General features: G+C 71.4%; 19 protein-coding genes. 5 read left to right on the top strand and 14 right to left on the bottom strand.

Translation table 11 applies throughout. The annotated features are described in order from the left end of the window. Nucleotides 1-2 precede the first annotated feature (2 nt). The 6 genes from J0911_RS02735 to J0911_RS02760 form a co-directional block, all read right to left on the bottom strand. Entirely contained in the window at nucleotides 3-1,307 is a 1,305-nt protein-coding gene (locus J0911_RS02735; protein WP_207273871.1) for an ABC transporter permease, read from the bottom strand. Then, nucleotides 1,304-2,641 carry an ABC transporter permease gene (locus J0911_RS02740; RefSeq protein ID WP_307864878.1) on the bottom strand — a complete coding sequence of 446 codons (1,338 nt, stop codon included), beginning with the start codon at nucleotides 2,639-2,641 and terminating at the stop codon, nucleotides 1,304-1,306. The genes J0911_RS02735 and J0911_RS02740 overlap by 4 nt, the downstream gene beginning before the upstream one ends. Further along, on the bottom strand, nucleotides 2,638-4,158 hold the full coding sequence (locus tag J0911_RS02745) for an ABC transporter ATP-binding protein (protein WP_207273873.1): 1,521 nt from the start codon (nucleotides 4,156-4,158) through the stop codon (nucleotides 2,638-2,640). Before J0911_RS02745 ends, J0911_RS02740 begins: the two co-directional genes overlap by 4 nt. 154 nt (nucleotides 4,159-4,312) lie before the next feature. Beyond that, entirely contained in the window at nucleotides 4,313-5,389 is a 1,077-nt protein-coding gene (locus J0911_RS02750) for a BMP family lipoprotein (protein ID WP_207273874.1), read from the bottom strand. A gap of 173 nt (nucleotides 5,390-5,562) precedes the next feature. Then, the gene (locus tag J0911_RS02755) at nucleotides 5,563-6,738 is read right to left on the bottom strand and encodes an amidohydrolase (protein WP_307864881.1); all 1,176 of its coding nucleotides are present in this window, start codon (nucleotides 6,736-6,738) and stop codon (nucleotides 5,563-5,565) included. Between the two features lie 155 nt (nucleotides 6,739-6,893). Then, nucleotides 6,894-8,051 carry a mannose-1-phosphate guanylyltransferase gene (locus tag J0911_RS02760; RefSeq protein ID WP_207273876.1) on the bottom strand — a complete coding sequence of 386 codons (1,158 nt, stop codon included), beginning with the start codon at nucleotides 8,049-8,051 and terminating at the stop codon, nucleotides 6,894-6,896. A gap of 178 nt (nucleotides 8,052-8,229) precedes the next feature. Here J0911_RS02760 and sdhC point away from each other — a divergent pair, with 178 nt between their 5' ends. From sdhC to J0911_RS02780, 4 genes are read left to right on the top strand one after another with little or no spacing between them, the layout of a single operon-like run. After that, on the top strand, nucleotides 8,230-8,610 hold the full coding sequence (sdhC, locus tag J0911_RS02765) for a succinate dehydrogenase, cytochrome b556 subunit (RefSeq protein ID WP_192863660.1): 381 nt from the start codon (nucleotides 8,230-8,232) through the stop codon (nucleotides 8,608-8,610). Then, nucleotides 8,610-9,095 carry a succinate dehydrogenase hydrophobic membrane anchor subunit gene (locus J0911_RS02770; protein ID WP_207273878.1) on the top strand — a complete coding sequence of 162 codons (486 nt, stop codon included), beginning with the start codon at nucleotides 8,610-8,612 and terminating at the stop codon, nucleotides 9,093-9,095. Before sdhC ends, J0911_RS02770 begins: the two co-directional genes overlap by 1 nt. Before the next feature lie 9 nt (nucleotides 9,096-9,104). After that, a complete protein-coding gene (gene sdhA / locus J0911_RS02775; RefSeq protein WP_207273880.1) occupies nucleotides 9,105-10,937 on the top strand; it encodes a succinate dehydrogenase flavoprotein subunit in 1,833 nt (610 codons plus the stop codon). Then, the gene (locus J0911_RS02780) at nucleotides 10,937-11,704 is read left to right on the top strand and encodes a succinate dehydrogenase iron-sulfur subunit (protein WP_207273882.1); all 768 of its coding nucleotides are present in this window, start codon (nucleotides 10,937-10,939) and stop codon (nucleotides 11,702-11,704) included. Before sdhA ends, J0911_RS02780 begins: the two co-directional genes overlap by 1 nt. 176 nt (nucleotides 11,705-11,880) lie before the next feature. On the opposite strand, the gene J0911_RS02785 is transcribed toward J0911_RS02780, so the two are convergent. The 7 genes from J0911_RS02785 to sigE are packed head-to-tail and all read right to left on the bottom strand — an operon-like array spanning nucleotide 11,881 to nucleotide 17,879. After that, nucleotides 11,881-12,852, bottom strand: coding sequence for a YihY/virulence factor BrkB family protein (locus J0911_RS02785; RefSeq protein WP_307864879.1), 972 nt, complete (start codon nucleotides 12,850-12,852; stop codon nucleotides 11,881-11,883). Continuing rightward, nucleotides 12,830-13,369, bottom strand: coding sequence for a 2'-5' RNA ligase family protein (locus tag J0911_RS02790; RefSeq protein WP_207273884.1), 540 nt, complete (start codon nucleotides 13,367-13,369; stop codon nucleotides 12,830-12,832). The genes J0911_RS02785 and J0911_RS02790 overlap by 23 nt, the downstream gene beginning before the upstream one ends. Further along, on the bottom strand, nucleotides 13,366-14,442 hold the full coding sequence (trpS, locus tag J0911_RS02795) for a tryptophan--tRNA ligase (protein WP_242636170.1): 1,077 nt from the start codon (nucleotides 14,440-14,442) through the stop codon (nucleotides 13,366-13,368). Before trpS ends, J0911_RS02790 begins: the two co-directional genes overlap by 4 nt. A gap of 53 nt (nucleotides 14,443-14,495) precedes the next feature. Continuing rightward, entirely contained in the window at nucleotides 14,496-14,870 is a 375-nt protein-coding gene (locus J0911_RS02800) for a twin-arginine translocase TatA/TatE family subunit (RefSeq protein WP_207273887.1), read from the bottom strand. A 32-nt stretch (nucleotides 14,871-14,902) separates the two neighbouring features. After that, nucleotides 14,903-16,306: a S1C family serine protease gene (locus J0911_RS02805; RefSeq protein ID WP_207273889.1), complete on the bottom strand. Its 1,404-nt coding sequence runs from the start codon at nucleotides 16,304-16,306 to the stop codon at nucleotides 14,903-14,905. Beyond that, complete coding sequence (locus J0911_RS02810) at nucleotides 16,303-17,289, bottom strand: anti-sigma factor family protein (RefSeq protein WP_207273891.1); 987 nt, start codon at nucleotides 17,287-17,289, stop codon at nucleotides 16,303-16,305. The genes J0911_RS02805 and J0911_RS02810 overlap by 4 nt, the downstream gene beginning before the upstream one ends. Then, the gene (gene sigE / locus J0911_RS02815; RefSeq protein ID WP_207273896.1) at nucleotides 17,286-17,879 is read right to left on the bottom strand and encodes an RNA polymerase sigma factor SigE; all 594 of its coding nucleotides are present in this window, start codon (nucleotides 17,877-17,879) and stop codon (nucleotides 17,286-17,288) included. The genes J0911_RS02810 and sigE overlap by 4 nt, the downstream gene beginning before the upstream one ends. A gap of 230 nt (nucleotides 17,880-18,109) precedes the next feature. Here sigE and J0911_RS02820 point away from each other — a divergent pair, with 230 nt between their 5' ends. Further along, nucleotides 18,110-18,715: an O-methyltransferase gene (locus J0911_RS02820; protein WP_207273897.1), complete on the top strand. Its 606-nt coding sequence runs from the start codon at nucleotides 18,110-18,112 to the stop codon at nucleotides 18,713-18,715. A 111-nt stretch (nucleotides 18,716-18,826) separates the two neighbouring features. On the opposite strand, the gene J0911_RS02825 is transcribed toward J0911_RS02820, so the two are convergent. Beyond that, entirely contained in the window at nucleotides 18,827-18,994 is a 168-nt protein-coding gene (locus J0911_RS02825) for a DUF3117 domain-containing protein (protein WP_123815402.1), read from the bottom strand. Nucleotides 18,995-19,160: the final 166 nt, after the last annotated feature.

The raw sequence follows: 19,160 nt of genomic DNA on the forward strand, positions 1-19,160 counted from the left end.
GATCAGCCCTTCACGTACGGCTGGCCGTTCGCGGCCGGCGGGCGCGAACGGCCCACCAGCCCGGCGACCGCGAACAGCGTGACCACGTACGGGACCATGAGCATGAACTGGCTCGGCACGGGCGACCCGACCACGCTCAGCACGTTCTGCAGGTTCGACGCGAAGCCGAACAGCAGGCCCGCCATGGCCGCCCGCACCGGGTCCCACTTCCCGAAGATCATCGCGGCCAGGGCGATGAAGCCCGCGCCCGCGGTCATGTTCAGGCCGAACTGGTCGACCGCGACGGTCGTGTAGAAGGCCCCGCCGAGGCCCGCGCACGCGCCCCCGATGAGCAGGGCCAGGTAGCGGGTGCGCTCCACGTTGATGCCGACGGTGTCCGCGGCCTTCGGGTGCTCGCCCACGGCCCGCAGCCGCAGGCCCCAGCGAGTGCGGTACAGCGCGAACCACACCCCGGCGACCACCAGGTACATCAGGTAGATCAGCGGAGCCTGGTCGAAGAGCACCGGCCCGATCACGGGGATGTCGTTGAGCAGCGGGACGGTCCACGAGCCGAACCGCGGAGCGCTGTTCAGCGTCGCCGCGTTCGGGACGAGCACCTGCGAGTAGAAGAACGACGTCAGCCCGAGGACCAGCACGTTCAGCACCACCCCGACGATGATCTGGTTGACCCGGTGCGTGACGGTGAACAGCGCGAGCACGAGGGCCACGAGCATGCCGGCCAGCACGGCGGCCAGGACGCCGGCGAACGGCGAGCCCGTGATCGAGCCGGCGACGGCGGCGGTGAAGGCCGCCGCGAGCATCTGCCCCTCGATCGCGATGTTGATGACGCCGGACCGCTCGCCGATCACGCCGCTCAGCGAACCGTAGACGAGCGGCACCGCGCCCAGGAGCGATCCGGACAGCAGGCTCACGATCGACAGGGTGCCGGAGCTCCCCGCGCCCGCCCAGGCGAGGAACCCGACGAGGAAGACGGCTCCGAACGCGGCGATCGCCCAGACCGACGTCCTCCGGTTCGCCAGCGTACGTACCACGGAGTACGCGGCGATCAGCGCCAGGACGACGAGGCATCCCCATGCCAGCGGCATCGCCGGGATCTCCAGCAGGGGGATCTGGAGTGCGTCGGCACCCCGCGACAGGGCGAACCTCGTCACGCCGTCGCGCGGGACGGCGACGAGCAGCAGGGCGAACAGGGCACCGACGATGATCAGGCCGTTCGCGGCCTTCCACCCCACGTGCACGCGGTGGCGCTTCTCGGTGTCCGACGGCGGCGTTCCGGGCGTGCCCTGGGCCTCGACTGCGGCGCTCACGCTGCCTCCTCCTTGATCTTCCGGGCCTTTCGCGGCCGACGGCGACGTTCCGGATCGGGGAGCCGGAAGATGGCGCGAACCAGCGGCGGCGCCGCGATGAACAACACGATCAGGGACTGCACCACGAGCACGATGTCGTTCGGCACACCTTCGGAGGCCTGCATCGCCGTACCACCGGCCTTGAACGCCCCGAACAGGATCCCGGCGGCCAGCACACCCCATGGGTTCGAGCCGCCCAGCAGGGCGACCGTGATCGCGTCGAAGCCGATCCCGGCGTCGATGTCACCGCCGAAACCGGTGGTGACCTGGCCCAGCACCTGCGTCGCGCCGGCGATCCCCACCAGACCGCCGGCCACCAGCATGACCTTCACCGTGGTCCACGGGACATCGATACCGGCCACGCGCGCGGCGCGCGGGTTCTCACCCACGGCCCGGAACGCGAAGCCCTGCGAGGACCGGTTCAGCAGCCACCAGACGAAGACGACCGCGCCGAGCGCCAGCACGAAGCCCCAGTGCAGGTTGTACCGCTCGCCGAGCAGCTCGGGCAGCTGGGCCGACTCCGGGGTGGGCGGTGTCTTCGGGTTGGCCGACCCGGGGGCCTGCAGCAGGCCGGGGGTCGCCAGGAAGTAGGCCACCAGGTAGAACGCGATCCAGTTGAGCATGATCGTGACGATGACCTCGTGCGCACCGGTGCGGGCCTTGAGCACGCCCGCGATCCCGGCCCACACGGCGCCTCCGGCGACACCGGCGACCACCGCGAGCAGCGTGTGCACGCCGACCGGCAGACCGGTCACGCCGAAGCCGACCCAGCCCGCCGCGGCGGCCGCGATGAGCATCTGCCCCTGACCACCGATGTTGAGCAGGCCGGCCCGGAACGCCAGCGCCACGCCGAGCCCGGCCGCGATCAGCGGCGTCGCGTAGTTGAACGTCTCGGTGAGCGGCCGGATCTGCGCCGCGAAGCCGTCGGCGCGCGGGTTGAACACCGCACCGCGGAACAGCGCGGAGTACGCGCCACCGATCGCGTCGCCCAGCGCGACGAACGTGTCGGCGGGGCGTGCGAAGAAGTAGCCCGCGGCGGCGGTCACACGTTCGTCGGTGAACGCGATCATCACCGAGCCGACGAGCACGGCGAGCAGGATCGCACCGACCGCGACCGTCCATCGGTGGCTCATCGTCTGCTGCAGCGCGTGTGCGAGGCGGTCGGCGGTGTCGTCGGCCTTCTCCGGCCCGGCGGGGGCGCCCGACTCGCGTGCGACCTCCTGCTCCAGTTCCTCGGCCCGGCCCGGTTCGGTCTCCGGCCCGGGTCCCGGGTTGGGGTCCTTCTGGTGGCTCACGCGGCCTCTCCTCCGTGCTCGACCGGCGGGATCCCCGCCATCATCAGTCCGAGGGTGTCGCGCGGCGTCGTCGACGGCACGATCCCCACCACCCGTCCGCGGTACATGACCATGATCCGGTCCGCCAGCGCGGCCGCCTCGTCCAGCTCCGTGGAGACCACGACCACGGGCACACCGGCGTCGCGTGTGGCCACGATCTGCTTGTGGATGAACTCGATCGAGCCGACGTCGACACCACGCGTCGGCTGCGCCGCCACGAACAGCCGCAGGTCGCGCTTCAGCTCGCGGGCGAGCACGACCTTCTGCTGGTTGCCCCCCGACAGCCTGCCCACCGGGGTGTCGATCCCGAGCGTCCGGACGTCGTACTCGGCGACCGCGTCCCGGGCGAACTCGTCGCGATAGGCCAGCTGCAGCGAGCCGGACCGGACGAAGGGAGGCCCGTCGGAACGGTCCAGCATGAGGTTCTCGGCGATGGTGAACTCCCCCACCAGGCCGTCGTGCGTACGGTCCTCCGGCACGAAGCCGACGCCCCGGTCCAGCACCTGGCGCACGCTCAGCCCCGTGAGCTCCTGCCCGTCGAGCGTGACGCTCCCGGACACGTCGTCCTGCAGGCCCAGCAACGCCTCGGTGAGCTCGGTCTGCCCGTTGCCCTGCACGCCCGCGACGACGAGGACCTCGCCGCCGCGCACCTCGAACGACACGTCGTCGACCACCACGGTTCCGGCCTCGTCGACGACCTGCAGCCCGCTGACCCGCAGCAGGCCCTCGGAGTACCGGGGCTCCTCCTTGTGCACGGTCAGCTCGACGGCGCGTCCCACCATGAGTGAGGCGAGCTCGGCGTCGGACGCCGTCGGGCTCGCCTCACCGACCACCTTGCCGTGCCGCACCACGGTGATGCGGTCCGCCACCTCGCGGACCTCGCGCAGCTTGTGGGTGATGAACACGATCGCGGCGCCGGAGTCACGCAGCTGGCGCATGATCGCCATGAGCTCGTCGGTCTCCTGCGGCGTGAGGACCGCCGTCGGCTCGTCGAAGACGAGGACGTCCGCGTTGCGCGACAGGGCCTTGATGATCTCGACCCGCTGCTGCACGCCCACCGGCAGGTCCTCGATCAGGGCGTCCGGGTCGACGTGGAAGCCGAACCGCTCCGAGATCTCCCGCACCTGCGCCCGCGCCGACTCGACGTCGAGCACGCCGCCGCGGCCCGGCTCGTGGCCGAGCATCACGTTCTCGGCCACGCTGAACACCGGCACCAGCATGAAGTGCTGGTGCACCATGCCGATGCCCGCCGCCATGGCGTCGCCCGGGCCGGAGAAGTGCTGGACCTCGCCGTCCAGCAGGATCTCGCCCTCGTCGGCCTCGTACAGCCCGTACAGCACGTTCATCAGCGTCGACTTGCCCGCACCGTTCTCACCGAGCAGGCAGTGGATCTCACCCGGTTCGACCGTCAGGTCGATGTGGTCGTTGGCGACCAGCGCACCGAAGCGCTTCGTGATACCCCGCAGCTCCAGCCGCATGTCGTTCCTCTCCGCAGCACCGCTGCACTCTCTCCTGCCGCTCGTCGGGCTCCGCCCGGGCACGTCGTCGTGCCGGAGCGGAGCCGCTGCCCGTCCCATTGACGCACTCCGGGGCCGCGAGCGGCAAACGCGCGCGGCCCCGGGATACGAAGCGTCACTCGGCGAGGTAGGAGTCCACCTCGATCTCACCGCCGATGATCGACTCCCGCAGCGAGTCGACCTCGGCCATCAGCGTCGGGTCGACCTCACCCTCGAAGTTGTGCAGCGGGGCGAGGCCCACGCCCTCGTTCTCGAGCGTGCCGATGTACGGCGTCGGGTCGAACGAGCCGTCGGCCGCCTGCTGCACGGCCTGCGACGTGGAGACGTCCATGCCCTTGAGGATGGAGGTCAGCACGAGGTCCTGGGTGGCCGGGTCCGTCTCGTACAGGTCGGCGTCCACACCGATCAGCGCGACGTCCTTGCCCGAGTCCTGGATCGCGTTGATCGCGGACTGGTAGATGGGACCGCCGACCGGCAGGAGCACGTCGACGTTCTGGTCGATGATGTTCGTCGCCGTGTTCTTCGCGGTGTTGTCCGCCGTGAAGCCGCCCGTGAACGAGCCGGTCTCACCGTCCCAGCCGACCACCTCGACGTCGGCGTCCTTGACCTCGTTGTAGTGGTCGACCCCCTGTTTGAAGCCGTCCATGAAGATCGTCACGGTCGGGAACTCCATGCCGCCGAACGTGCCGACCTTGCCGGTCTCCGAGTAGCCCGCGGCCAGGTAGCCGGCGAGGAACGCCGCCTCGGCCGTGTTGTACAGCAGGGGCTTGATGTTCTCGGCGTCCGTCTCGCCGTCCCCGTCGGCGTCCGCCGGGTCGTCGATGAGGATGTAGTTGATCTCGGGGTTCGCGGTGGCGGACTCGATCGTGGCCGCCGACAGCGCGAAGCCGACGGTCACGATGGCGTCGCAGCCCTCGTCGACCAGCGACTGGACGTTGCCCTGGTACTCGGTCTCGGAGTTGGACTCGACCTGCCGGACCTCCGCGCCGATCGCCGTGGCCGCGGCCTGCACGCCCTCGTAGCTGAGCTGGTTGAAGCTCTTGTCGTCGAATCCGCCCTCGTCGGAGACGATGCAGGGCAGGAAGTCACTGGTGGCCTCGTTGCCGCCGGACTCCTCGGGGGCGGCCCCACAAGCCGAGAGTGCGAGTGCCGCAGCACCGGTCAGCGCGGTGAGCGCTACAGCCTTCTTCACCTGTTGCTCCTCGATGGGTTCTTTGAGGGCCTCGGTCAGGCCCAGCAATGCATCGAGATTATCCAGCACCTGAGACGATCCGCGTATCGAGCCGGTGACGACGACAAGTCGTTACCGAAGCGTCACCGGAACCCGGTGGTATGTGTGCGCCCCGTCACCCTCGGCCGCCCGGTTCAGCGGGCGGCGTACTGGGCGAGCATCCGGACCCCGACGCCGATCGCGCGCTCGTCCACGACGAGGTCGCCCTGGTGGATGTCGTACGTCCGGCCGCCGGGGGTCCGCGTGCCGAGCCGCGCCATCGTGCCGCGCACCTTCGTCAGGTACCACCCGAAGTCCTCGCCGCCCATCGACTGCTCGGTCAGGACGATGGCGTCCGCGCCGATGGTCTCCCGGATCGCCTCCTCGAGGGCGGTGGTCTCGGCGGCGTCGTTGTCGACGGGAGGAACACCGCGCGTGTGGTGCACGGTCACCTCGACGTCGTACGGCTTGACCACCTGCTCGACGACGTCGCGCACCAGGTCGCCGGCGTTCTCCCAGGCCGCCACGTCGAGACAGCGCAACGTGCCCTTCACCGTCCCGACGGACGGGATGACGTTGGGCATGCTGCCCGCCTGCACCGTGCCCCACGTGAGGTTGACGCCCGACCGGGGGTCGAGGCGCCGCCCGAGCGCGGCGGGGACCTGGGTGATCACCTGGCCGAGTGCGAACACCACGTCACCGGTCAGGTGCGGGCGTGAGGTGTGCCCGCCGGGCGACGAGACGGTGACCGAGACGGCGTCGGCGGCCGAGGTGATGGAGCCGATCCGCGTGCCGATGGTGCCGACGTCGATCTTCGGGTCGCAGTGCACCGCCGCGATGCGCTCCACGTCGTCGAGCTCCGAGGTGCCCAGGATGTCGAGCGCGCCGCCCGGCATGACCTCCTCGGCGGGCTGGAAGAACAGCCGCACGCCGCGGGACAGCAGCCCTTCCGACGCGAGCCGGGCGAGCACCAGGCCGGCGCCCAGGACGGTCGTGGTGTGGACGTCGTGACCGCAGGCGTGCGCGACGCCGGGCGCCGTGGAGGCGAACTCGACCCCGCTGGTGTCCTGCAGCGGCAGCGCGTCGAGATCGGCACGCAGACCCGTGCGAGGGCCGTCGGCGGGACCGATGTCGCACACCAGGCCGGTGCCCTCCAGCAGCCGCGGGCTCAGCCCCGCGGCGCGCAGCCGGTCCGCCACGGCCGCCGTCGTCCGCGTCTCACGGCGCGAGAGCTCCGGGTGGGCGTGCACGTCCCGCCGGAACGCGATCAGCTCGCTCTCCAGCTCCTGCGCGAGCTCGGTCACGCGTTGCGCGACGAGCGCGCCCGTCACCCGGGTCGGGGCGGTCGAAACGATCTGATCCAGCTCTGCGACGCTCACGGCGGGTTGGGTCGATGTCACCCGCCCCACTGTAACGGGGGTCACACCCTCCCGCGCTCGCTCGTCCCATGATGTGGGACCGCCATGTGGACCGGACGCCACGGCTGCTACAGGAGCTCGTCCAGGTCACGGGCGCGGGCCGCGTCGACGACCTGCTTGACCTGCTGCGCGCGGGCGCGGGTCGTGACCAGCAGGGCGTCGGGGGTGTCCACGACCACCACGTCGTCGAGGCCCAGCACACTCACCAGACGGCCGCTCGCCGGGACCACCACCGACCCGGCGCTGTCGATCCGGAGCACGTCGCCCGTGTCGCCGAGCACCTTGGAGCCCTCGTCGTCGTCCGACGGCAGCAGGGCGGCGAGAGAGTTGAAGTCGCCGACGTCGTCCCAGCCGAACGTCCCGGGGACCACGGCGACGCCGCCGGCGTCGGCCACCGGTTCGGCGATGGCATGGTCGATGGCGATCTTCTCCAGCCCGGGCCAGACGTCCGCCAGGACGCGGTCCCGGTCGCCGGTGTCCCAGGCCTTGGCGATGGTGCGCAGGCCGTCGTGCAGCTCGGGTCGCTGCTCGGCGAGGTGGCCCAGCAGCACGGACGTCCGCACGACGAACATCCCCGCGTTCCACCGGTACTCGCCGGAGGCGATGTACTCGCGCGCCGTCGCGGCGTCCGGCTTCTCCGTGAAACCGCGCACGTGCTGCGCGCTGGGTGCGCCGTCGACGCCGAGGGTGCCGTCCGAGCGGATGTAGCCGAACGCGACGGAGGGCCGCGAGGCGGCGATCCCGATGGTGGCGACGTAACCGGCCCGGGCCGCGGCGACGGCCTCACGGACCGCGCTCTCGAAGGCGGGCTGTCCCGAGATCACGTGGTCCGCGGCGAAGGACCCGATCACGACGTCGCCGTGGCGCTCGGCCAGGACGGCGGCGGCCAGGCCGATCGCGGCCATCGAGTCGCGTGGTGAGGGCTCCGCGAGGACGTTCTGCTCGTCCAGGCCGGGCAGCTGCGCGCGGCATGCGGCCACGTGGTGGGTACCGGTGACCAGCATGATCCCGTCGGCACCGGTCAGCGGGCTCAGGCGGTCGACCGTGGCCTGCAGGAGCGTGCGGCCGGACCCGGTGAGGTCGTGCAGGAACTTCGGGGCCCTCCTGCGGGACAAGGGCCAGAGCCGGGTTCCCGCCCCGCCCGCGGGGATCACGGCGTGGAATCCTTCGACGGGTCCGACGGCGGTCTCGGCGGCGGCACTGCTGGTGCCCGCGGGATTGCTCATGGGAAGCAGCATAGTGACGTGGGTTCGGGAGGCGACATCTCCTCTGTGCGATCAATCACAAATCGACCATCTCACGTGCCGGAACCACATCTCTCGGACGATCGATGCGACCGGGTGTCACTACAGTGGGAGACGCCTGCCTCATACGTTCACCGGAAAGCCATAGGAGGCTCCCGAAGTGCCCACCGCACAAGGCGGCACGCTCTATCGCGGCCGCGAAGGCATGTGGTCCTGGGTCGCGCACCGCGTGACCGGATTCGCGATCTTCTTCTTCCTGCTCGTCCACGTCACGGACACAGCGCTGGTACGCGTGTCGCCTGAGGCCTACAACGCAGTGATCGGCACGTACCAGACGCCGATCATGGGACTCGGCGAGGTGGGCCTCGTGGCCGCGATCGTCTTCCACGCGTTCAACGGCATCCGGATCATGCTCGTGGACTTCCTCGCCAACGGCCCCCGTTACCAGCGGGTGATGCTCTGGATCGTCCTCGGGCTCTTCGTCGTGACGATGGCGGGTTTCCTGCCGCGTCACCTCATGAACGTCTTCGGAGGCCACTGATGACCAGCGCGACCCACGGAACCCCCGCGGTGGCCGAGCAGGTGGGCACGCTCGACGCGCCTCGCTCCCCCTACATGCGCAAGAAGACGACGCGCGGCAACTACGAGCTGTACTCCTGGGTGTTCATGCGGGCGTCCGGCGTGGTGCTCGTGGTGCTGGTGTTCGGGCACCTGTTCGTGAACCTCATGGTCGGCGAGGGTGTGAAGGCGATCGACTTCGCGTTCGTCGGTGGCAAGTGGTCGAGCCCGTTCTGGCAGATCTGGGACCTGCTGATGCTCTGGCTCGCGATGATCCACGGCACGAACGGCCTGCGTACGATCATCAACGACTACGCGGAGCGCGACGTGACGCGCGGCGTCCTCAAGGGGCTGCTGTACCTGGCCTTCACGATCGTGGTGGTGCTCGGCACGCTCGTCATCTTCACGTTCGAACCGTGCCCCGTGGGCGCGGACCCCGAGTTGCTCGCCTCGTTCTGCACCGCCTAGGAGAGAGTCTTGATCACCCACCAGTACGACGTCGTGATCGTCGGTGCGGGCGGCGCGGGCATGCGCGCCGCACTCGAGTCCTCGAAGGAGGCTCGCACCGCGGTCATCTCCAAGCTGTACCCCACCCGCTCCCACACCGGTGCCGCGCAGGGCGGTATGTGCGCCTCGCTCGCCAACGTCGAGGAGGACAACTGGGAGTGGCACACGTTCGACACCGTCAAGGGCGGCGACTACCTGGTCGACCAGGACGCGGCCGAGATCATGGCCAAGGAGGCCATCGACGCGGTCTTCGACCTGGAGCGCATGGGCCTGCCGTTCAACCGCACGCCCGAGGGCAGGATCGACCAGCGCCGGTTCGGCGGCCACACCCGTAACCACGGTGAGGCCGCGGTGCGCCGCGCGTGCTACGCCGCGGACCGCACGGGCCACATGATCCTGCAGACGCTCTACCAGAACTGCGTGAAGCAGGACGTGGAGTTCTTCAACGAGTTCTACGTGCTCGACCTCATCACGGACCGTGACCTCGCCACCGAGGACGTCGAGGAGGGCGCCGAGGTCAACGCCACCGGCGTCGTCGCCTACGACCTGGCGACCGGTGAGATCCACGTCTTCCAGGCCAAGGCCATCGTGTTCGCCACGGGCGGCGCCGGGAAGATCTTCAAGACGACGTCGAACGCGCACACCCTGACGGGTGACGGCATGGCGCTGGCCTACCGCCGCGGCCTGCCCCTGGAGGACATGGAGTTCTTCCAGTTCCACCCCACGGGCCTGGCCGGGCTCGGCATCCTCCTGTCGGAGGCGGCCCGTGGCGAGGGCGGCATCCTGCGCAACGCCGACGGCGAGCGGTTCATGGAGCGCTACGCCCCGACGATCAAGGACCTGGCGCCGCGCGACATCGTCGCCCGGTCGATGGCCAACGAGGTGCGCGAGGGCCGCGGCGCGGGCCCGAACAAGGACTACGTCCTGCTCGACCTGACGCACCTGGAGCCCGCGCACATCGACGCCAAGCTCCCGGACATCACCGAGTTCGCGCGGACCTACCTCGGCATCGAGCCGTACACCGAGCCGGTGCCGGTGTACCCGACGGCGCACTACGCGATGGGCGGCGTGCCGACCAACGTGGCGGGCGAGGTGCTGCGCAACGGGCACGACGTCGTCAAGGGGCTGTACGCGGCCGGCGAGGTCGCCTGCGTCTCGGTGCACGGCTCGAACCGGCTCGGCACGAACTCGCTGCTCGACATCAACGTGTTCGGCAAGCGGTCCGGGCGGTCCGCGGCGGCGTACGCGAAGACGGCGTCGTTCATCGACCTGCCCGAGAACCCGGCGGCGATGGTCGAGGCGCAGCTGACCGAGCTGCGCGAGCGGCCCGACGGCGAGCGCATCGCGGACATCCGCCGCGCGCTGCAGGAGACGATGGACGCGAACGCCCAGGTGTTCCGGACCGGGGAGTCGCTGAACCAGGCGCTCTCCGACATCCGCGAGCTGCGCAAGCGGTACCGAGGCGCGTCCGTGCAGGACAAGGGCAAGATGTTCAACACGGACCTCCTGGAGGCCGTCGAGCTGGGCTTCCTGCTCGACATCGCGGAGGTCACCGTGGTCGGCGCGCTGAACCGGAAGGAGTCGCGCGGCGGGCACTACCGCGAGGACTACCCGGACCGCGACGACGCGAACTACATGCAGCACACGATGGCGTACCGGCGGCCCACCGCCGCGGCGGACGAGGCCGACGGGCACATCGCGGGCTACTTCGATCACGTCGAGGAGTTCGACGGCTACAAGGTGGTGCTGGGCTCCAAGACCGTGACCCAGACCCGGTACGAGCCGATGGAGCGGAAGTACTGATGACTGCTGTGATGGAGAAGGCCGACGCCCAGCCCAAGACGGGCGAGATCCCCAGCTTCGACGTGACGATCAAGGTCCGCCGGTTCAACCCGGAGGGCGACGCCGCGGGCGAGTCGTACTGGGACGAGTTCCACATCACCGCGTACGGCACGGACCGCGTGCTGGACGCGCTGCATAAGATCAAGTGGGAGCACGACGGTTCCCTCACGTTCCGCCGGTCCTGCGCGCACGGCGTGTGCGGCTCGGACGCGATGCGGATCAACGGCCGCAACCGGCTGGCGTGCAAGACGCTGCTCAAGGACGTGAACCCCGGCAAGCCGATCCTCGTGGAGCCCATCAAGGGCCTGCCCGTGGTGAAGGACCTGGTCGTGGACATGGAGCCGTTCTTCGCGTCGTACCGCGAGATCATGCCGTTCCTCATCACGACCGGGAACGAGCCCACCAAGGAGCGTATCCAGTCCGCCGAGCAGCGCGAGCGGTTCGACGACACGACCAAGTGCATCCTGTGCGCGGCGTGCACGTCGAGCTGCCCGGTGTTCTGGACCGACGGCCAGTACTTCGGCCCGGCGGCGATCGTGAACGCGCACCGGTTCATCTTCGACAGCCGTGACGAGGGCGCCCAGCAGCGCCTGGAGATCCTCAACGACAAGGAGGGCGTGTGGCGCTGCCGCACGACCTTCAACTGCACGGAGGCCTGCCCGCGCGGCATCGAGGTCACCAAGGCGATCCAGGAGGTCAAGCGCGCGATGATCACGCGCGCCTTCTGATCCGGTGAGATCGGCCGCCTCGCCCGTTCGCCGGGGAGGCGGCCTTCTCGTGCCCGGCGCCGGCCGGATCGGTCCGGACGGGGGCGGGCGCGGCCCGGGCGGGGGCGGGCGCGGGCCGGGAGGCCGTCGGACCGGCCGGGGAGGTCACCCGGCCCAGGTCCGGGGTGCCACCGGGCTCAGGCCCGGGACGCCGCCGCGGCCTCCGGCCCGGCCCCGCCGTCCGTGTGCGCGTTCGTCTCCGCCGGCGCCCCGCCGTCCGTGCGGACGCCGTTCGCCTCGGCCGCCCAGGCGCAGGACAGGAGCAGGACCCGGGCCACGAGGTTGACGAGGATCAGCACGCTGGCCAGGACCGCGAAGCCCGCGAGGAGCGCGTTGCGGGAGGCCAGCTCCACGATGAGCGAGCTCCCGGCCCAGCGCAGCAGGCCCGTCGCGACACCCACGGCGAGGGCCGTCGTGACCAGTTCGCGCCTCGGGATGCGGACGCCCGCGACGTACCGGATGACGCCCGCGACGACCGCGGCGTCGACGACCACCCCGGCGACCGGCCCCAGCGTCTGCACGACGACGCGGCTGGCACCTCCGAGACCGATCAGGTCCAGCAGCCAGGGCGCCGCCGTGCTCACCGCGACGCCGACGGCCGCGCCCACGAGCACCCCTGCGAGCAGCAGGAGGAAGCCACCGAGCTGGAGCAGGCGCGCCACCACGACGTTCGGCCCGTCGTCGGCCAGGTCGAACATGGAGCGCACCGCGACGCGCAGCGCCCCCATGAACCTGGTCGCGGTCCACAGCAGCACCACCGCCGCGATGACCGACGTCAGGTTGAACGCGCTCGTCAGCAGGAGGTCGTCCGGCTGGATCACGCCGCCCGACCCGGTGTCGATCAGCCCCGGGACCCACTGGTCCACCTGGGCGAGCGCCGCTTCCTGGAGCTCGGCGTCACGCCCCAGCACGGCGGAGAACGCGGTGTACCCGATGGTCAGGGCGGCGAACAGGGAGAACAGGGCCGTGTAGGCCATCCCGCCGCACAGCACGTTGCCGCCGCGCTCGGTGTAGCGCGTGAGGGTGCGCCCCGGACGGGATTCCTGCCACCGCTGCCAGAGCTCCCTGAGCGCCCGCACCACCCGGTCAGCCCCCCAGGCCGAACTCACGCTGCGGCCGCCACACACCGTCGTCGCCGTGCTCGTACTGCCAGAAGCTGGCGACCTCGAACCTCGCCTCGAAGTCGCGCAGCGCCTCGTACGCCTTGTCGAGGCGGTCGTCCGGCACCTCGTGCGCGATCGTCACGTGCGGGTGGTAGTTGAACCGCAGGTCCTGGGCCAGCATGCCCGTGCGCACGCGCGACTCGATCGTCTCGCACTCGGCGATGCCCTGCGCCAGCGCCACGAAGACCACCGGCGAAACCGGCCGGAACGTGGCCGTGCCGCGCAGGTGCACCTCGAAGGGCCCGACCGAGGCGGCGACCTGGTCCAGGTGGTCACGCACCTTGTCCAGGTCGGACTGGTCGATGACGGTGGGGCCGAGCAGCGTGATGTGCGGCGGGATCAGGTCGGCGAGCGGATCGCCCACCGCCGACCGGGCGGCGGCGAGCAGGGCCGCGTACGGCTCCGGCACGGCCACCGCGATCCCGATGCGTACCTGCCCGGGCGCGCGATCGGGGATGTTCACCGCGCATCCCCGGCGCGCGCCGGGAGCAGCCCGAACCGGTCCTTGATCCGGTCCAGCACCGGCTGCGCGATCGCACGGGCCCGGTCCGCACCGTCGGCCAGCACCGCGTCGAGCTCGGCCGGGTCCCGCAGGTACGTGTTCGCACGCTCCTGGAACGGCTCCAGGAACGCGACGACCGCGTCGGCCAGGTCCACCTTGAGGTGTCCGTAGCCCCGGCCGTCGTACTCGGCGGCGATCTCGTCGGCCTGCCGGCCGGTGACCGCGGAGAAGATCGTCAGCAGGTTCGAGATGCCCGGCTTGGCCGCCGGGTCGAACCGCACGCCATACGTCTCGTCCGCGTCGGTGACCGCCGACTTGATCTTCTTCGCGGCCCGCTTGACGTCCTCGAGCAGCAGGAGCGAGCCCTTGCCCGCCTCCGACTTGCTCATCTTCGCGGTGGGCTCCTGCAAATCGTAGATCTTGGCGACGTCCTTGACGATGTGCGCGTCCGGCACGACGGCCGTGCCCTCGCCGAAGCGTGTGTTCAGCCGCTCCGCGAGGTCGCGTGAGAGCTCGAGGTGCTGCCGCTGGTCCTCGCCGACGGGCACGAGGGCGGCGTCGTACAGCAGGATGTCCGCCGCCATGAGCACGGGGTAGGTGAACAGTCCGACCGTGGTCCCCTCGGTGCCCTGCTTCGCCGCCTTGTCCTTGAACTGCGTCATCCGGCTCGCCTCACCGAACCCGGTCTGGCACGACAGCAGCCAGGCGAGCTCGGCGTGCTCGGGCACGTGGGACTGCACCAGAAGGATCGAGCGCTTCGGGTCCACCCCGCCCGCGAGGTACTGCGCGGCGGTCCGGCGTGTGCGTTCCCGCAGCACGGCCGGATCCGGGTGAACGGTGAGGGCGTGCAGGTCCACCACGCAGTAGAGCGCCTCGTACGAGTCCTGCAGTGCCACCCACTGCTGCAACGCGCCGATGTAGTTCCCGATGGTCAGCGAGTCGTGCGTGGGCTGCATCCCGGAGAAGATGCGCTGCTTCACGGGGCGGTCGGCCACGGCCGTGGGCCCCGCCGCAACCTGAGTTTCGGACGGCATGGGGATCATTCTGGCAGGCCGTGCCCCGAGGGGACGAATCTCGTGCGCGTCCGTCAGGTGGCCTCGTCGTCGTAGGGGGGCCGCCCGGCGGGCGCCGCCGTCCCGGGCTCGCCGTCCCGGGCCGCGCCCGGGCTCGCGGAACCGGGACGCCGACCGGGATCGCCGTCCAGCGGGCCGTCGTCCAGGAGGGCGTCCCGCACGATCTTGCGCGGGTCGTACTGCCGCGGGTCGAACTTCGACCAGTCGACGTCCCGGAACTCGGGCCCGAGCTCCTCGTCCACCCGGCTCCTCGCGTCGGTCAGGTACCCGCGGGCCCGCCGCACGGCACGGCCCAGCTGCTCGGCGTAGCCCGGCAGCCGCTCGGGGCCGATGAGCACGACCGCCAGCACGACGATGAGACCGAGCTCCCACCCGTTGATCCCGAACACGCGCCACAGCCTACCCGCGCGGACCGCGGCCCCTAGCCGCTGGTCTTCTCGTCCAGGACGACGCGCACCTCGCGTCCCTCGCCCTCGCCGTCGGACCGGACCCGGAGGGTCACGGCGTCTCCGGGAGCCATCGCGCGGATCGCGACGATCAGCTCGTCGGACCGCGACACCGGCCTGCCGTCGATCGCCAGGATCACGTCGCCGGGTGCGATGCCGGCCCGGTCGGCCGGTCCGTCCGGTGTCACCGGCGGCTGGCCCCCCTGTGCCGTGCTCGCGACCCTGACGCCCTCGCCCTGGTAGGTCTGGTCAAGGAGCACGCCGATCACCGGGAACGTCGCCTCACCGGTCTCGATGAGCTGCTCGGCGGTCCGGCGCGCCTGGTTGGACGGGATGGCGAAGCCGAGACCGATGTTGCCGGTCGCGGTCAGGGAACCGGGCGCCTGCGCGATCGCCGAGTTGATCCCGATCACCTCACCGGCCGAGTTCAGCAGCGGGCCGCCCGAGTTGCCGGGGTTGATCGCGGCGTCGGTCTGGATCGCGTCGATGAAGGCGGTCGCGGACTGCTCCCCGGCCTGCACGGGACGGTGCAGCGCGGACACGATACCGGTGGTCACGGTCGCGTCCAGGCCGAGCGGGGAACCCGCCGCCAGCACGTCGTCACCGACGACGACGGCATCGGAGTCGCCCAGGACGAGGGGTGTGAGCCCCTCCTCGTCGACCTTGAGCACCGCCAGGTCGTAGTCGGGGGTGGCACCCACGATCTCCGCCCGCTTCTCGTGACCGTCGGAGAACGTCACGAAGACCGGCGCCCCCGACGTGGTCGCGCCCGCGACGACGTGGTTGTTCGTCAGGATGTAGCCGTCCGACTTGAGGACCATGCCCGAGCCGGTGGCCTCGCCCTCGGCGCCGCGCACGGCGATCGAGACGACGCTGGGCAGCGCCTCGGCCGCGATGGCCGCCACGGAGCCCTCGGGCCGGTCCACGGTCGCGCCGCCGGCCGCCTTCGGCAGGGCCGCGTCGGCAGGGCGTGCGGTGTCCTCCCGTTCGTCCATCAACGCCGACCCACCGATGCCGCCCAGGAGCCCGGCCAGGAGGGCCAGCGACGCCACGAGGACCATCGACCCCGCACCGAGGCCCCGCGCCCGCGTGCGGCCCGCGGGAGGCGGCGGTGGCGGTGGCACCGGACCGGCGCCGTGTCCCGGGTGGGAGACGGTCTGCACCGTGGTGAACGGTGGCGGCGGCGGGCTCGTCGGCGCCCCGTGCGGGTACGGGGCCGGCCCGCTCGTGCCCGGCCGGCCGCCACCCGGCCGGTCGGCGTGCGCCCGCTCGGCGTCCGGCCCCGATGAGGCGCCCGGTGGCACCTCGTCCGGCGGCCGGGGCGGAGGCACCTGCCGGGACGCGGGCGTCGGTGGTGCGAAGGGGTTGTCGTCGCTCATGGACTGGTGATCGCTCCCGTAGCCGTACTCCACCCGCGTGCGATGCGGGACAGGACCCCGGCATCGTAATCACGGGCCGGGAAGGATGCCACGAGTTCGGCGAGCCTGTCCTCGGGCAGATCGGCCACGACGTCCACGACGACCTCGTCCGACTGCCATGCCAGATGGGCCGGGGTGCGGGCCAGCACCTGGACGGAATCGCTCCCCCCGGCCAGCCGCCCGATCTGCTCCCGCACGACCGCGTGCCCGGCCTCGCCGGACAGGTCGATCTCGAGGATCTGCCCCTCGTCGCCGACGAGCCGGACCGCCGTGACCTCCAGGCCTTCGGGCAGGTCCGACGGCGCGGCCCAGCCCTCGGCGACGACCCAGTCGAGCGCGGCGGCGCTGCGCTGCTCGGGGACGGTGCCCGCAGGAGCCAGCCCGCCCAGGACGTCCGTACCCGCGGCACGCTCGTCCGGTCCCGTCCTCGCCAGCATGGTCATCGCGTCGGCCGCGGAGATTCCCGGGGACACCTGCGGGCTCTGGCCCAGGCCGAACAGCACCAGCCCGAGCGCGCCCACACTGCCGGCGCCGAACGCCAGGAACCGGGCGGTACGACGGCGGCCCGTGGGAACGTTCCCGCTGAGCCGGACGCCGTCGACCAGGCCGGGCAGCGGGACGCCGCCCCACCCGGGCCGCGCGGTGCCGTGCGGGCGTGCCGCGGCATCCGGTGCGTCGAACGCCAGGCGGCGCGGACTGCGCAGGGGATCGTCGTCGGTGCCCGGGATCGACGCCTGGAGCGCGATGAGGCGCGCGGTCAGCGTGGGGTCGGGACGTACGTCGTCGGTGGCCGACGAGAGCAGGCGGCGGGAGCGCCGCGCGTCGTCCAGCTCACGCGCGCACGCGCGGCAGATCGCCACGTGCTCGAGGGCCTGTTCCGTCTGGCCGGCGTCGAGCTGCCCGTCCGCCAGTGCGGAGATCCAGGATCCGAGGTGCGGCGTCATGCCTCACCTCCGGCCTCGCCGGCGCGCACCGCCTCGGGGGACCGGTGTTCCAGCGCCTCCCGCAGCTGAGCCCGCGCCCGGTGGATCCGCGACCGGACGGTGCCCAGCTTGACGTTCAGGGTCTTGGCGATCTCCTCGTAGCTGAGCCCCTCGATGTCGCACAGCACGACGGCGGCCCGGTACTCCGGCCGCAGCTCGTCCAGCGCGTGCTGCACGTCGTGCCCGAGGTTGGCGTGCTCGAACTCGCGCTCGGGCCGGCCCTGCTCTCCCGTGGCGGCCACGGCGCCGTCGTCGTCCCCCATGGCTTCCATGCGGATCCGCTTGCGGCGGCGCGCCATGTCGAGGAAGAGGTTCGTCGTGATGCGGTGCAGCCAGCCCTCGAACGTGCCGGGCGTGTAGCTCGACAGGGACCGGAAGACCCGGATGAACGTCTCCTGGGTCAGGTCCTCGGCGTCCTGCTGGTTACCGGTCAGGCGGTAGGCGAGCCGGTAGACGCGCGCCGAGTGCTCGCGCACGATCTCCTCCCAGGTGGGAGGTTGCCAGGGCTCGGCCGTGACCTGACCCTCGGGTTCCGGCTTCGACACGCTCATGAGACTCATCGTCCCTCACAACGCCCAGGAGTCTCCAGTCGTTCCCGCGGCACCGGTAGCCTGGCCCCCGATCCACGCTGACGAAGGGCGCGGCGGAGCGTGCGGACCGGGAAAGAGGCACGCGCGCGGAGCGGAGTCCGAGGAAGCATGGCGTCTGCACAGACCTGGAGGATGTCATCAGCGCAGCCACGGAGCACACGGGCGGCCGTCACGCGAAGGCCGCGGCCTGGATGTACAGCGAGTCGTTCGTGCCGGAGGACGACGTGCTGCTGCGTGCCCGCGAGCGTGCCGCGGATCTCGGCTGCCCGTCGGTGCTGCCCGGGACGGGGGCGCTGCTGCGGGTGCTGGCCGCGTCGATGCGCGCGCGGGCGGTCGTGGAGGTCGGCACGGGCGCCGGTGTCGCGGCGCTGTGGCTGCTGCGCGGCATGCCCGCCGACGGCCAGCTGACCACCATCGACCGGGAGGTGGAGCACCAGCGGGCGGCGCGCGAGTCCTTCGCCGAGGAGGGCGTGGACCCGCGCCGCACGCGCATCATCCCGGGCCGCGCGGACGAGGTGCTGCCCCGGCTCACCGACGGCCACTACGACCTCGTGCTCGTGGGGGCCGAACCGTACGCCTACCCGGAGTACGTCGAACAGGCGCTGCGCCTGCTGCGCCCGGGCGGGCTGCTCGCCGTCGACGACGCCCTGCACCGGGACCGCGTCGCCGATCCGACCCGCCGCGACGAGATCACGACGATCGTGCGGGAGGTGGGCCGCGCACTGCGCAACGACGAGCGCGTCATGCCGGCCATGGTGCCGAGCGGCGACGGCCTGCTGCTGGCGGTCCGCCGCTGAGACCCGGGCGCCGGGCCGACCACACCACCGGCGCCGAGGGATCCGGGCCCCGGCGGGCTCGACGGACGGCGTCCGCGGGGGCCGGGCTCCGCCGGGACCGACCCGTCGGCCTCAGCCGACAACGCCCTTGAGAGCCTCGCCCAGTTCCGTCGCCTCGGTCGCGTTGAGCTCGACGACCAGCCGACCGCCGCCCTCGAGCGGAACACGCATGACGATGCCGCGCCCCTCCTTGGTGACCTCCATCGGCCCGTCACCCGTACGCGGCTTCATCGCAGCCATGTGTGGCTCTCCCATTCCGTTGTCCGTTACCGTGTGCTTCGTCCTCCGTCAGCTGTCGCCGTGTGACAGAGGGCACCGGCCCATTCTAGTCGAATTCGAGCCACCTTCTTCACACTTCCGTTTCCTCCCGGAACCGCCCCACCGTGCGCCTCGGCGCTGGTCCCCG

The sequence above is a fragment of the Myceligenerans salitolerans genome (assembly GCF_017349295.1).
GTDB classification, from domain to species: Bacteria; Actinomycetota; Actinomycetes; order Actinomycetales; family Cellulomonadaceae; genus Myceligenerans; species Myceligenerans salitolerans.